The following is a 12858-nucleotide window of genomic DNA, read 5'->3' as shown; positions in this document are numbered from 1 at the left end:
GGATGGTCTCGGTTGTCGGTGCTGCTCCAGTAGCAGTCGGTGGCATCGTGCCGCCCTCCTGATCAGAGGTGGCATCGTGCCGCTCCTCTTAGAAGGGACCGTCCCCAGTGCTGAGGGGCACGCAAGCAGCTCTCAGCGGTTGCGGACAGCGGCAAGGTAGGTGGCGCGCACGTCGTCTCCGAGGAGCTCACGCAGCGACCGGACGCGTCCCGTGCGCCCCCAGTGCGGGTGCTCGATGTGCCCAGCAACATCGGCCAGGGTGAACAGGCCGTCTCGGTATGCTTCCGCGGCTGCGGGTCCGAGCACAGCGTTCTGGGCGGCTTCGCTCAGCTCGGCGAACCTCTGCTCTCCGGTACGCCGGCCTCGGGTCCGAGCGGTCACCGGAACCATTCGGCACCGGCAGCTGACGTGTGCGGCCGGCTTCTCCTCGAGCAGGAACTCGAGGCCGTGCTGGCTCCAGCAGAAGCCGCAGGTGCGTCGGTCAAGGTTCGCCACCCACGTCCACCCGGTCACGCCTTCGTCGGCGAGCCACGTCTGACGTTGAGCTTCCCGGTACGCCCGGTACTGCTCGGTGCGGGCGATGCTGAGGGCCTGCCAACGGGGAACGTCGAGGACCTGGCCGAGGAGCTTCGCCGTGCTGCGGACGTCACGGCGGGTGGCAACCGACTCGAGCAGAACCTGACCAGCAGCAGCAGATGTCTCGCGTGCGTGTCTGGTGAGGATGGCGTCGAGCGGTCCCCTGTCGAGCTCAGCGACCATGGCGGCAACTCGCGCTTCACTCAGCTGTGACCCGTCCCCTCCGAGCGACTCCGCCAACGACGCAGCCTGGGCCGCCCCGGCCTGGGTCGCGTGAGTCCGCAGTTGGACAACCGAGTCGCCGACGAGCCGGGCAACTCGCCCCAGTCCGACATCGAGCAGGCTCACGGTGTGCTGGTAGGCGCTACTCCGAGCCACCCACCGCTTCGTCACGGCAAGCCCGAGAGTCGTGCGGCGGGCAGCGTCTGAGTCAAGAGAGAGGTAGTCCGACCGCAGCTGTCGAACGACGTCCGCAAGACCCAACACGACCCGCGCTACGGTCAAAGCTTCCCGCTCGGCCAGCTCCTTCTCCGGGTCGTCGGCCACCGTCAGGCCGCCATGTCAAGGCCACCACGGGCGAAGACCGTCGCCGAGGCCTCGCTCTTGCGGTCTGCCTCCTCGCGGACCAGCTTTTCGATCTCGGCAGCGCGAGCCGGGCTGTAGTCCATCGAGTCGGCCAAGATCACGCTCACCGGTGCGCCGATCTGGATGAGGGCATCCAGACGTGCCTCCTCGGTGAGCCCCTCCTGCGTGTGCGGGTCCTCCCACGTCAGCTCGAGCGCCGGCATCTCAGCCAGGCCGATGAACTCGCCGCGGCTGTTGTGCGACAACTCGGCCTGGACGGCGAACGCGAACGCGTCTTCCCAGCTGTTGCCCCACGCGATCATGCGGGCGAGCACCTTCGCGACGAACTGCGCCTCAGCGGTCTTGAGTGCTTTGCCGGACGGGAAGTCTCCGGTCGTCATCATTGCCAGGTGGGGCGGGATGGACGTGTCGCGCAGGACAGCGGTGCGGAGGTTGTCGAGCAGCTTGATGGTGCCCTCGAGCTCGGCTGCGGGAAGGCTGCCGGCCTTCGCCTGCGGGTCGTCGAGGAACCACGTCTGGTCGGGTCCGGTCTCGATGTGGAGGCCGTCGATCTCGTCCTTGCCGGGCTTGCCGTCGAGGTAGTTCTCTGCCAGCGTCAAGTTCAGGTCCGGAGCTGGAGGGTTCAGAGGCGGCGGGACAGGGGCGGCAAACTGCCCGAGGCCAGGAGCCGGTGCGGGTGCGCTCTCGTCGACCGGGGCGGCACCCGTGACGTAGCGCTGCGGTGCCCCCGCGGCCCGGCTGAGGATGAGCAGGTCGCACAGGGCCATGTCGAGGGCCGGCTGGAGCTTGAACACCGGAGACAAGTCGGACTTGTCCAGGGCGAACTCGAACCATGGCACGCGGCCCATTGGGTTCGACAGGACCGAGTCTTTGCCGTCGTCGTCGAACGGCCGGAACGCGGTCGCCTGCTGCGGCAGCTTCGCGCCCCAGGTGTTGTTGTTCGTGATCCAGCGCTCGGTGTACGTCGGGTAGTACAGGTTGACCCGCACAGCCCCTCCGACCGTCCACACGAACCCGGTCCAGGCGACAGTGCCGGGACTCTCCGGGTCGTACTGGAAGTGGACCTCGTCGCCCTGCTTCGGGTAGAACACGGCCTGCCCACGAGAGTTCACGCCAACTAGCACAGCGGCCTTGCCGACTTTTCCAGCAGAGCGGTGGACTTCGGGTGCGGTCTGGTCCCAACGGGACCGCTTGGCGATGTCGTTGGCCCCCGTAGCTCCGGTTTCATCCGTCGCGTCCTTGCTTCGGGCGATGAACTCCTTCGGCTGAAGGCGGGAGACGACGGTGTCAACGACGAGTGGGCACATGTTGTCGCGGGGCTGCGCGACGTTCGGTCCGAACTGGTTGCGCCACTTCTTCGCGTCGTAGACGTCGGGCTGGTCGCCGTCGTAGAAACTGCGTGCCTGGGAGGCCGGGCCGATGCGTGACTGTACGGACGCCAACGCGATAGCGATGTCGGGGTTCTGCTCAACCATGCGCGAAAGCCGTCCTCTGAGTGGTGGTGCTCAGTTGGACGGTCCGGGTCCGCGGTGCCGGGTCAGGCAGCTCAGGTGCGGGCAAAGCGCCTTCGACGACGGGTCGGAGCTAGTTCTCCGTCGTGGGCTCCGGAGACGCCTTCGAGTGCCCAGACGAGCGCGTCAAGGCGGTCGGGGCTGTTGCTGGACGACGGCACCCAGGTGGTCAACTGCTCCTCGAGCTCGGGGAACTCTCCGACGTGGTGGACGGCATGGTTGCGGTACAGCTGCGCGGCCGGGTCGGCTCGGGTGGCCTTGCCGCGGGTCGCGTGGACGGGCACGAAGCGCGGCAGCATCGTCAGCTTTCCCTCGCGGACCATCGCCTGCGCTTCGGTCGTGAGGACGTAGATGAGGCTGTCGGAGCCAGCGCCGGCAGTTTTCTCGACCACGATCGCGTCAGCCTGGAGCTGGATGTACAGGTCGAGTGCCTGTCGTGCCCACGCTCCGGGGTCAAACTTGCCGGACGCGTCCGCGAGGACGTAGCCGTGCCCGTCGTAGCCACGACCGGCCGCGATGATGCCGGTCTCGTCGGCGTACGGCCCCGTGGTACCGGCGGGGTCGATGGCTACGACGACGCGGTACAGGTCGGCAGCGTGCGCCACCCGATCGGGCTCGATCTGCGACAGCGACCAGAGCGCTCCCTGTACTTGGTCCATCGCTTCCCAGTCGCCGTCGAGCAGGGCCTTGCGCTTGCGAGCGTCGGGGATGGACTGGAGCTGGAGGATGTAGTTCGGGTTCGCAGCAAGCAGCGCCGGATTGTCGTAGACGGTCGCCGGGACGAACACGCGGGACCGGGCGAAACCTCCACCGCCGGGCAGGGGTGGCCTCCAGGGAACAAACTCCTTCGGCTGCTCCTGGTTCTCGGCGAGGTCGGCGGGCTTCGGGCTGACGAACCGCCTTTTGACCCACGCGTACCCGACACCCTCAGGGTTCGACACGCAGATGGCGGTTACTGGGTGACCGTGCTGTGAGCGGAGCCGGGACAGCATGTAGGTGTACTGCGCTTCGGCAAGCTCGGTGACCTCGTCGAAGTAGAGCCGGTCGAACTCGACGGACTTGTAGTTCTGCTCGTCGCCGTCGTGCTGGAGGCTGATGAAGCGGATCACGGAGCCGTTGGAGAACGTCCATGTCGACTCTGTGCGGTTGTGTACGGCGAGGTCGCGGCAGATGTCGCGGAGGGGCCCGAGGTGGGTCTGCTTGAGCATCGGCATGGTGCGGCGGACGATGCCGACGTGCGCTCCGGAGTGCCGCAGTGCGAACCGGACGGCGTCGTTGCGGATCCAAAAGCTCTTGCCTCCTCCGGCTGCACCGCCGTACAGCATCTCGAAGATGTCCGGGTCGTCGGCAAGGTCCTGGGCGATGAGCTGCTTCGGCTGAGGCTTCCAGCCGGGGACTACCGCCTCCACCTTCGGCGGGTCGATGCCGTCGAGGAACGCGTCGAGGAACGCGCGGTCGAGGGCAGCTGGCATGACCTAGACGGTCCGAAACCTCAGCCGCTGCGCCGTGCTCTGGTTAGGGTGCCGGGGTGCCTCATCGGACTGGTCGCTGGACGCAGCTGCTGCTCGCCCGGCTGGAGCTGGAGCCAGCGGTCGGGGTGAAGCGCGCCCTCGAGGAGCAGCTGGGCCGGCCACCGACGACGGCGGAGCTGTCCGCGGTCCGTCGGGCCGCTCACCATCTCGCCGATGAGGGCAAAGCCGAGCTGCACCGGGTGCCGGTCGCGGTACCGCACAATCGCGGGACGAGCTCGTACCTGGTGGTGGCCCGTCCGGGCGTTGAGTTGTCGCAGTCGGAGCTGGCGGATGCGATCGTCGTGCTGCCGCACCGTGCCCGCGGCGATGACCGGGAGGCGGTCGAGCGGCTGGTGCGGCTGGTGGGCCGTGGTGCTGCTACTGCTGAGCAGGTGCTGGTCGAGGCGGTGGACCCAAAGGCTGCTGGTGTCCTGGCCGAGGAGCTGGGCCGGTCGGTGGCGGAACTGAACCGGCTGCGCCGTCAGCTGGTCCGCAGGTCGGCTGTTCCGGTGCGTTCCCAACGCAAGAAGCAGCTGCGGTCGTCGAGGGGGAAGCTTGCCCACCTAGCCGACACGCTGGGCACCGTCGACATCGCGGAGGTGCGGGCGGAGCTGACACGGCAGGCTGACCGCTCCCTGGACGAGCAGGAGTGGTGACACTCAGTCAGTCCCTCAGTCAGTCAATCTCTCCTTCCTTCTCTCTATCGGGGTCAGTTACTGAACGTGTCTGTCAGTTGACTGTCAGTGACTGAGATCCACAGCCGGCTGGTTGTCAGCTAGAGGCCGGCGCGAACGGTGGGCAGCACCTACTACCCAGGAGCTCACCTGTGTCCACCCCCATCTCTCCGAAGGTCGTCATCGGAGCGGTCGTCGCCATTGGCGCCTACGGCCTGCTCGCTCTGCTCGGCTACTTCCAGACCCCCGACGGTGTTGCCGTGCTCGCCCATCTGCCTGCCCCGTTCGTTGCGGTCCTGAAGGCGCTCATCCCTCCGGCTGCGGGCGCTGTCGCCGCCTACCTGAAGACCGACCCGTTGCGTCTCGCCGGCCAGGCTGCCCTCGAGTCCGGCCAGCACGGCTACGGCATCGACCCGTCCGACAACGGCGAGCCCGTCGGCGGTGAGGGCTATGGGTACTCCGACGAGACCTCCGAGCCGCAGCCGAAGATCGCCGACGGGGAGCAGGTCGACTACCGACCCGGCGCCTGACCTACAGCCGACAGCCCCCGCACCTCACCGGTGCGGGGGCTTCGTCGCGCCTAAACAGTTGCTGAGAAGAGGGCGGATCTGGCTTTCTCCTGTGGCGGTAGGGGTGCCGGCGCGGACGGTCCTATGCACCGGCACCCCCGCCGGAATGACCCCGGAGAATCCCATGCCCCGCCACCCCGTCAAGCCGTACCCCACCGTCATCGTCGAGGTCTACCAGCGCGTCGAACAGAAATCGTTCGTCACCGCTGATGAGGCCCACGACTACCTGGACACGGTCGCCGACCTGCAGGACAACGGCATCCTGCCCGCCGAGCTGACCGCCCGCATCATCCCGCTGGTCTCCTGATGTACGACGACGAGACCGACGGCTGCTGGACCTGCCGCGGCACCGGCACTGTGACCGTCGAAGGTGGCACGTGGGACGAGCGCATCGTCGACATCTGCCCCGTCTGCGAGGGCGACAGATGACCGTCGCATTGACCGAGGCACCCAACGCCGACCTCTGCCGCACCCCGGGCAAGCGCAGCTACCTGCGCAGGGACGGAGCCACGTCAGCTAGCAAGTTCTTCAACGCCAAGTACCCGAATAGCCCGCAGAAGCTGCCGTACCTGTGCCGCTGCGGCCTGTGGCACATGACAACCCACCCGAAGCTCCGCGACCGGCATGAGATGGGGTTGGCGTGAACGGCTCCATCGTCCCGTTCATCGTCGGCGACCTCGCGATGACCGTCGGCCTCCTCGTCTACCTGGTCTACCTGCTGGTGACCGGCAAGGGGCGGGACTGATGAGCGCCACCAGCCTCGGCTATGTGGAGCCGACCACCGCCCACCTGCCGTGCCCGCACTGCGCCGAGTACGTCGACTGCCCGGTCACCGTGGTGTTCCTGCCGGCTGATCTCGGACAGGTGCGGTCGGTGACCAGCGTCGACGACGGTCCGCTGTGGGACCACGTCGCGTTCGAGCACGGGGTCGCCGCGCTATTCGGTGGTGTGTCGTGATCGGCTTCGCCGTCGGTCTGCTGTCCGTGTGGGGCGTCTGGTCGGCGTTCGTCATCGGTCGGGTGCTGCTGTCTGCACGGTCGGTCACCTGCGACTGCCGGCGCTGCGCATCAGTCCCTGCTCCGCTGTTCGACCCGGCTTTGGTCCGCACGTGCCCGCACGGCAACTGCCGCTGCCTCGTCATCGACTCGCACATCACCCGCTGCCCGTCCTGCTGGACCGTGCTGCCGGAGGCTGCGCTGTGAGGTGGGCGTGGCTGGGCGCTTGGGTGTTCGTTACGTGCGGCACCTACCTGCGGCTGTCAGCTCTCGGGGACGCTGCCCCGCTGTTTGGCGCCCTGTTCCTCGGCGTGACGGTGTACCTGCCGCTGTGCCTGCTCTGGTGGGCGGCCACGCGATGAGCTGGCCGGATGCCTACCGAGCCGTCTACGCCTGGTCCGCTCAGCACGGTCACCGGCTCCGCAGCCACGTCAACGGCGTCTGCCTCTGCGGATGGAGAAGCCCCGACGGCACCGCGGGCGAGATGTCAGCCGCCGGCCGCCAGCATGTCGTCGACGCCTGGTGCGTTGCCGGCGAATCCTGTGGACTGCTCCCACACGGGTCCCGACCGGTCGTGAAGTCGATCATCGACGGGTTCGACGGCACCTACAACGATCTGATCGACACCGTGAACGGCATCCTCGACGGCAGCTTCAAGGGCTGGCTCGCCCACACCGAGGACGGCGACCACGTCCACGTGACCCCGTTCAACGACCTGCTGGAGCATGAGGTCGACGACGACGGCAGTTGCGTGTGCGGTCCAACCATCGAGCCCGCGCCTCGGAACAACGGCAGCTACGGGTGGTCGATCATCCACCACACGCTCGACGGACGGGAGTCGGCTGAGAGCTGAGCCGGTTGCGCTGCGCGCAGTGCGCCCGCGACATGCCAGAACCGGCGCAACGCTGCGAAGGCGATCGTTCCCTCAATCCCTCACGATTCCCCTGACGAAGAATGACAGTTCGTCGCAGACTGGGACAATCTTGTCGGCATAGTGCCTACTCACACGTCCCTCAGCAGATGTCAAGCCGAGCGTGAGCACCAGAAGCCGTCACCCTGACACGGAAGAGGTCACTGGTTCGATCCCAGTATCGCCCACCAGCATCGCGCCTGGTCAAAGCCGGGTTTGTCACCCCGGGGGAGGGTGACAAGCGGCGAGGGAGGCCCGTTGACCCCAACGTTGACCCCAACGTTGACTCAGTCCCTTGTGGCGAACGTCTGCGACAGACCTTGCAGAGCCGCGCGTGCCACCTCGTCGCTGAGGTGGGCGTATGTCTCGGCGGTGATGCGAACGTCAGCGTGGCCGAGCAGGCTGCTGACTCCCTTGAGATGCACACCCGCCTCCAGCATCGCCGTTGCGGCACTGTGCCGCAGTGAGTGGACGCTGACGTTTGCTAGTCCGGCGCGGCCAGCGGCTACCGTCACGGCCCTTAAGACGTTGCGGGGATCCAACGGCAGACCAGTTTCGGTGGTGAACACGGCGTCGGTCTCGACCCACAGATTGGCTGCCCGGAGCCGGTCTTCGTGCTGAGCGTCCCGCTGCGTCGCCAGGAGATGCAGGACTTGGTCGGATAGGGGTAAGGATCGCCGCGAGTTTGGCGACTTGGGTTCGCTCCGACAGAGACGGCCGTCCAAGCGGGTGAGCGTTCCGTTGATCCGCAAATTCCTTCGGCGCACATCGACGTCGCACCAACGGAGGGCGAGCGCCTCGCCCTTCCTCAAACCGAGACAAACGATCAGCGTCACAAGTCGCTCGTAACGCCCGCCCGCGAGTTGTGCGAGAAGCTCCCGAACCTCGGTGGCGTGAGGTAGCGCGCCTCCTAGGGCGACCATGCTGCGGTCGTACGCGGTGTCGACGAGTTGAACCTGAACGGCCGCCAGGTAGTTCGACTGCGGTGGGAGCGCACGCTTTTGTCTCGGCCGCAGGCCCGACCGCGGCTCCAGCGGAGACGTTCTCGGCCACCAGCCGGAGTTACGACTCAGCCGCGGCTGAGACTGACCACCAGTACCTGCTGGTGGGTGCCTGGTGGGATGCCCAGCAGAACGGACAACCCAGCTATCTCCCCCTGGAACTGCTTGCCTTCGACGACGGTGTGGTCGGGCGCGGGAGTGCAGGATGCCAACCGCGACAGGCCGACAAGGACTCTGGTCGCGCGGCTCTATGGGGACAGGGCGAGACGAGTGTCGTCGATGTGCTGAACCGCACCCCAGCCGACCCTGAAGCGTCTAAGTTCATGGCCCTCGGACCAGACGAGCGCTGGCAACGAGTAGCCGCGGACCGCAAGAGCGAGACCCCCGGCTCTCCGAGACAACAGGGCCTGGCACTGCGCGCGTTCCTCCCGACCATCTTTAAGCTCGCGCGGCCTCTGACAGCGGACGCAGGGCTCGACATCATTCCTCGTGAGCGCTAACGACGTCCGCACGAGGGTCGTCCACTGAACGTGCTCCGCACGAGTGTCCGAATCTGGTACACCAACCGCTCGGCGGTAGACAGCGCTACGCGGGCCATCTCAGCGCCGTCGCATGGGGGCCGTGAAGCCCAGATCGAGGTAGAGCGCTCGGGCTTGTTCGCTCGCGTGGACGTCGACGACGGCGATGTCTTGCTCCACAAACCAGTTCAGCAGGGCCCGTAAAGCTAGCCGCGCGATCCCGCGACGGCGATGAGACGGCAGCGTTCCCAGCCACTCGACGTACCCGATGCGTCCCTGCGGTCATCGGGGGCTCGGGAGGCGCTGGTCGACGATGCCCGCCGCGACGCCTACGACCTGTCCTTCCTCTACCACCACAAAGATCGCGGCGGACGCTGCCCTTTCAGCGAGAGCCTCTAGGGCCCGGTCACGCCAGCCCTCCGTGCTGTCGGGCGTACCGAGGTCACCGAACATCTGCCCCACGACCTCGAGCGCCGCCCTCATGTCCTCGCGAGTTTCGACGCCCACCACGCCGAGCTGGCCAAGTCGATCGTGAGACGGCTAGATCTGGTGGAGCATAGCCCTGAGTCTCTTGTCGTGTTCCTCGGGCCAAAGGAGGTCCGGCTGCGCGAGCCGCGCCGGGTCATCGATAGTGGCAACGAGGCAGAACGTCGAATGTTCACGGTGCTACTGGCCGAGGATTGGGTCAGGCACCTCTTATAGCGTTGCTCATTCCGCTACGGAAATAGTATCGCCGTTGCGAACCGAAGGGCGCATAGTATAGAAGTAATAGGAACTATGATGGAGAACGCGACGATGAACGGATTTACCTGTGAAGACTGCAAGGAGCTAGCAACTCCTGCAATGCCGTGCTCGTGCGGGGGTGATGAATTGAGCGATGAGTATCTCGAGATGCTGGACCTGATGCACTCATGAGAGAACCGCCGAGGACCCACAACGTTCTCACGCCTGCTGGCTGGACGCGCGTTGGTACCGGCGATATCGACACCAAGCCGCTGCGACGATCTGTAAGCCGCTCTAAGCGCTACACGCGCCGAAGCCGACCCAACACTCATTCCGAAGTAGCGGGCTGGCTCATAGCGGAGCTTATGGCATTCCTGTTAGCTTGCTGCTAATGAACTGATGCAAGCGCTGAGCTTCGGTACCGAAAGTGGGCCTACCCAAAGAGTTGTCGGTGGTGCTAGTCTCACCACATGTACCCCGCAGTTGTTGTGCGCCTGATCAAGCTCCTTGCCGTGTTGTTTTTTGGAATTGCGGGTGGCACGCTCTCGTGGTACTTGACTCGAGTTGTTCTGACCGACCCTTCGCAGATCGAATCTGTCGTATGGATACGACTGTCGGGAGTAGGACTGGGCCTGGTTGGCTTCCTAGCCGCGATCGCGCACATACTTCTTGACATCCATACCAGGTTCTCCGAGCGCTACGAATACCGCATGAACCGGTACTGAGTAATGGCCGACGATTCTACCAAGCAGCAATTGAAGGCCGCGACACGCAGAGAAGAGGCGCAGCGACTTGAGATTAGTCGGTTGAAGCGGAGCTCTAGGACGACTCTGGTAGTAGCGGTACTCGGTCCCCTGGTCGCCGGAATCTTCGGGCTAGGCGGGAACATCATTGATCACCAACCTCCCGCCACCACAACCGATACCGTTTCTGTCTGCACGGTCGCCATGGGTAATGTAAAAAAGGCTCTCGACCTAGGTATTGCTAGACCTGCGCTGCTGGAGAAAATAAATATCGAGGAGATTGACTCACAGTGCGGCGAGGAGATCGAGATTGCTGCTGACATTCAGGATGGGCAATAAGAAAAGCCCACAGACACACAAATGTCGGGCTTAACCAATGCGAGGCGTTTCTGAGAGTGGGATCTCAGTAGTACATTCCCTGTATATCGCGGATGTAGCTTTTCCTAGAAGTCTGCACGCTCAGCCTCTAGGACGGAGAGCGTACGAGGGATGATGAGCTGCGGGACCTTGATGCGCTTACTGATCAGTTTAATGGTGTTGACTTGCATGCGCTCATTATGACTCACGATTGCTATTGATGGAATGGTGCGAGTGTGAGAAAATCAGAACTGCCATGCGCTACTCTGATAAGCGGCGCGCGGGGGCATAAGGCAGCAAAAGAAAGAACCAGCAGTGATGCCGGCTCTCGTCGCCACTCTGATGGGTCTCAATGTATCAGAGTCGCACCCTTATGCAATACCTACACAAGACATCAGTTCGTGGTCTGACCAAACCGCACGTGCGACTGTTGTCAGGGATGGCCTACCGTGACTAGATGTCGACAGGCCAGTCTCAAAGGCGAACTGGAACTACCGAGAAGCACCAGTCGGGATAGATCCGAACTAGCAAGGCGGTGGCAGCACGTAAGCACTTAGCAGGGGCGTGAGTTTAGTTTGTCAACGGCGCAGCTCGGCCGGCTTCCTCAGTAGTAGGGAGGTATGCCCATGCCCTTAGATCTGGATAGGTGGAAGGTCGTCGAAGCCTTCCGGAGAAGGTAACCGAACAATGAACGGATTGTCGATGAATTGATCGTCGGCGGTTCCTTCTTCGATGGAAATACTCACGACATTACGCAGCTTGATATCCAGACCTGGTCGCTCCTGCTGCGGAACCTCTAGCGATCGAGTGAAGTCTTCATAGAACGCTATGGTTGCATTTTATGGAAGCATGCTGCTCTCGCGCCTCCTCAAACTTGTTGAAGGCGTTGGCCCGCGCTGCGATCACCCTGTTAAACGCGAGCACCGAGACCGTCACGCTCGTTCCGACCATGAACACAACCTCGAGCGGGCTATGGTACGAGATCTCCGCTATGTCTGTTTCTGTGCCTTGCGTGGTCTTTGGATCTGCACGGTTAGAGTCGATTGCTATGCCCTCCCGGATCAACGACTCGATGCCACCCAGTCTGTCGACCAGACCGAATAGGGGAAGTCTTTGCGTGTCGCTATACCTAACGCGAAGTCGGAGGGAGCCGGCCTGCTGGGATACCTCTGACACTCGAACCCCTAATCCTATTGACTATTTATCAGCACGACCGCATAGTGAAAACCTTAACTTAAAGTCGTAACCGGCAAAGAACACAACCAATGCAAGATCGAGTCAAAATAACATACATCATCGTAGTAGGAGTGATCCTCCTTGTCGTCCTCACCATCGTGGCTTTCGCCATAGCGCTGAACCCGTTCGCAGGCGACATGCCGACCAAGACGACACAGAGTGCGCCAGCGGCGTCCGCACAGCCCGCCGGACTGTTGATCATCCATGCGACGAGACTGCCAGCGGCTGCCAGGTCGAGGCTGCTGGGCCGGTGGACGCCGGCCGGGCCGTCACTCCGGTGGTCGTCCCTCTTGCGGTACGCGTTGAGCTCGGTGCTGGCTGGGAATGGGCGACCGATCGAGCTCGAGGATGCGTTCGCCAGCGGCGAGGTCAGCCGTACGTCCTGTCGGTCGGTAGCCGGAACCGAGATAGAGCCGTTGCGCGCGGTTGTTGGACTCGCGGGTCCACAACGTCGTGCGGAACCAGCCGAGCTGCTCGAGGCTCGCATGCAGTCCGGCGAGTAGAGCCGTCCCCAGCCCTTGACTCCAGTAGCCAGGGTTGACGAAGACCATGGACACATGCCCTCGCCCTGGCACGACTGAGCCGGCTCCTGCGTCGGTACGCCACGGTTCGGCCAGCACCATCGCCCGTACCTCTGGGTCGACCCAGCCGAGTAGCACGATGGCTTCGGCCGCCTCGAGCTTCTGTCGGATGCGGTCGGCCCGTTGAGGCGATGGGACGACACCTCGAGCGACGTTGGCGGCCTGCCACACCTGAACCGCGGCCGGCAGGTGCGCCTGTAGGGCAGGGCGGACTTCCACACTATCCATCTTGATGGGCCACCGCTTCCAAAGCTTCTCGCTGAGCCTTCCTCCACTGACGTGCTCCGCACGAGGGTCGTCCACTGACGTGGCCCCGCACGAGGGTCGTCCACTGACGTGGCCCCGCACGAGGGTCGTCCACTGACGTG

General features: G+C 64.4%; 16 protein-coding genes. 9 read left to right on the top strand and 7 right to left on the bottom strand.

The window, feature by feature from the left end; translation table 11 throughout:
• Positions 1-132 precede the first annotated feature (132 nt).
• From ACFE7W_RS14370 to ACFE7W_RS14360, 3 genes are all read right to left on the bottom strand, one after another.
• Positions 133-1122, bottom strand: a complete 990-nt coding sequence (locus ACFE7W_RS14370) for a phage minor head protein (protein WP_375425487.1) — start codon at positions 1120-1122, stop codon at positions 133-135.
• 2 nt (positions 1123-1124) lie between these two features.
• Positions 1125-2636, bottom strand: coding sequence for a hypothetical protein (locus ACFE7W_RS14365; RefSeq protein WP_375425486.1), 1512 nt, complete (start codon positions 2634-2636; stop codon positions 1125-1127).
• A gap of 71 nt (positions 2637-2707) precedes the next feature.
• Positions 2708-4144, bottom strand: coding sequence for a phage terminase large subunit (locus tag ACFE7W_RS14360; RefSeq protein WP_375425485.1), 1437 nt, complete (start codon positions 4142-4144; stop codon positions 2708-2710).
• A gap of 56 nt (positions 4145-4200) precedes the next feature.
• Here ACFE7W_RS14360 and ACFE7W_RS14355 point away from each other — a divergent pair, with 56 nt between their 5' ends.
• From ACFE7W_RS14355 to ACFE7W_RS14320, 8 genes are all read left to right on the top strand, one after another.
• Positions 4201-4839, top strand: a complete 639-nt coding sequence (locus ACFE7W_RS14355; protein ID WP_375425484.1) for a hypothetical protein — start codon at positions 4201-4203, stop codon at positions 4837-4839.
• A 170-nt stretch (positions 4840-5009) separates the two neighbouring features.
• The gene (locus ACFE7W_RS14350; RefSeq protein ID WP_375425483.1) at positions 5010-5387 is read left to right on the top strand and encodes a hypothetical protein; all 378 of its coding nucleotides are present in this window, start codon (positions 5010-5012) and stop codon (positions 5385-5387) included.
• A gap of 163 nt (positions 5388-5550) precedes the next feature.
• A complete protein-coding gene (locus tag ACFE7W_RS14345; protein WP_375425482.1) occupies positions 5551-5733 on the top strand; it encodes a hypothetical protein in 183 nt (60 codons plus the stop codon).
• Entirely contained in the window at positions 5733-5855 is a 123-nt protein-coding gene (locus tag ACFE7W_RS14340; RefSeq protein WP_375425481.1) for a hypothetical protein, read from the top strand. Before ACFE7W_RS14345 ends, ACFE7W_RS14340 begins: the two co-directional genes overlap by 1 nt.
• The gene (locus ACFE7W_RS14335) at positions 5852-6070 is read left to right on the top strand and encodes a hypothetical protein (RefSeq protein WP_375425480.1); all 219 of its coding nucleotides are present in this window, start codon (positions 5852-5854) and stop codon (positions 6068-6070) included. Before ACFE7W_RS14340 ends, ACFE7W_RS14335 begins: the two co-directional genes overlap by 4 nt.
• Positions 6071-6170: 100 nt before the next feature.
• On the top strand, positions 6171-6383 hold the full coding sequence (locus ACFE7W_RS14330; RefSeq protein WP_375425479.1) for a hypothetical protein: 213 nt from the start codon (positions 6171-6173) through the stop codon (positions 6381-6383).
• Positions 6380-6628 carry a hypothetical protein gene (locus tag ACFE7W_RS14325; protein ID WP_375425478.1) on the top strand — a complete coding sequence of 83 codons (249 nt, stop codon included), beginning with the start codon at positions 6380-6382 and terminating at the stop codon, positions 6626-6628. Before ACFE7W_RS14330 ends, ACFE7W_RS14325 begins: the two co-directional genes overlap by 4 nt.
• 367 nt (positions 6629-6995) lie before the next feature.
• Complete coding sequence (locus tag ACFE7W_RS14320; protein ID WP_375425477.1) at positions 6996-7274, top strand: hypothetical protein; 279 nt, start codon at positions 6996-6998, stop codon at positions 7272-7274.
• A gap of 344 nt (positions 7275-7618) precedes the next feature.
• Here ACFE7W_RS14320 and ACFE7W_RS14315 read toward each other — a convergent pair whose 3' ends face one another.
• From ACFE7W_RS14315 to ACFE7W_RS14305, 3 genes are all read right to left on the bottom strand, one after another.
• The gene (locus ACFE7W_RS14315) at positions 7619-8254 is read right to left on the bottom strand and encodes a site-specific integrase (RefSeq protein WP_375425476.1); all 636 of its coding nucleotides are present in this window, start codon (positions 8252-8254) and stop codon (positions 7619-7621) included.
• A gap of 677 nt (positions 8255-8931) precedes the next feature.
• Positions 8932-9120, bottom strand: coding sequence for a GNAT family N-acetyltransferase (locus ACFE7W_RS14310; RefSeq protein ID WP_375425560.1), 189 nt, complete (start codon positions 9118-9120; stop codon positions 8932-8934).
• A gap of 12 nt (positions 9121-9132) precedes the next feature.
• Positions 9133-9360, bottom strand: coding sequence for a hypothetical protein (locus tag ACFE7W_RS14305; protein WP_375425475.1), 228 nt, complete (start codon positions 9358-9360; stop codon positions 9133-9135).
• A gap of 683 nt (positions 9361-10043) precedes the next feature.
• Here ACFE7W_RS14305 and ACFE7W_RS14300 point away from each other — a divergent pair.
• Positions 10044-10298, top strand: coding sequence for a hypothetical protein (locus ACFE7W_RS14300; protein ID WP_375425474.1), 255 nt, complete (start codon positions 10044-10046; stop codon positions 10296-10298).
• 1880 nt (positions 10299-12178) lie between these two features.
• Here the strand turns inward: ACFE7W_RS14300 and ACFE7W_RS14295 are convergent.
• Complete coding sequence (locus ACFE7W_RS14295; protein ID WP_375425473.1) at positions 12179-12709, bottom strand: GNAT family N-acetyltransferase; 531 nt, start codon at positions 12707-12709, stop codon at positions 12179-12181.
• Positions 12710-12858 lie beyond the last annotated feature (149 nt).

The organism is uncultured Friedmanniella sp. (assembly GCF_964244285.1).
In the GTDB taxonomy this organism is placed as follows: Bacteria; Actinomycetota; Actinomycetes; order Propionibacteriales; family Propionibacteriaceae; genus Microlunatus.
Note: the sequence above shows the minus strand (reverse complement) of the source record. Positions and strands in the feature narration are given on the sequence as shown.

What these genes read in the sequence shown, in the direction of transcription:
- ACFE7W_RS14335 (WP_375425480.1), top strand. Translation starts at nt 5,852, where the DNA reads ATGACCGTCGCATTGACCGAGGCACCCAACGCCGACCTCTGCCGCACC.
- ACFE7W_RS14340 (WP_375425481.1), top strand. Translation starts at nt 5,733, where the DNA reads ATGTACGACGACGAGACCGACGGCTGCTGGACCTGCCGCGGCACCGGC.
- ACFE7W_RS14360 (WP_375425485.1), bottom strand. Translation starts at nt 4,144, where the DNA reads ATGCCAGCTGCCCTCGACCGCGCGTTCCTCGACGCGTTCCTCGACGGC.
- ACFE7W_RS14315 (WP_375425476.1), bottom strand. Translation starts at nt 8,254, where the DNA reads ATGGTCGCCCTAGGAGGCGCGCTACCTCACGCCACCGAGGTTCGGGAG.
- ACFE7W_RS14345 (WP_375425482.1), top strand. Translation starts at nt 5,551, where the DNA reads ATGCCCCGCCACCCCGTCAAGCCGTACCCCACCGTCATCGTCGAGGTC.
- ACFE7W_RS14330 (WP_375425479.1), top strand. Translation starts at nt 6,171, where the DNA reads ATGAGCGCCACCAGCCTCGGCTATGTGGAGCCGACCACCGCCCACCTG.
- ACFE7W_RS14365 (WP_375425486.1), bottom strand. Translation starts at nt 2,636, where the DNA reads ATGGTTGAGCAGAACCCCGACATCGCTATCGCGTTGGCGTCCGTACAG.
- ACFE7W_RS14300 (WP_375425474.1), top strand. Translation starts at nt 10,044, where the DNA reads ATGTACCCCGCAGTTGTTGTGCGCCTGATCAAGCTCCTTGCCGTGTTG.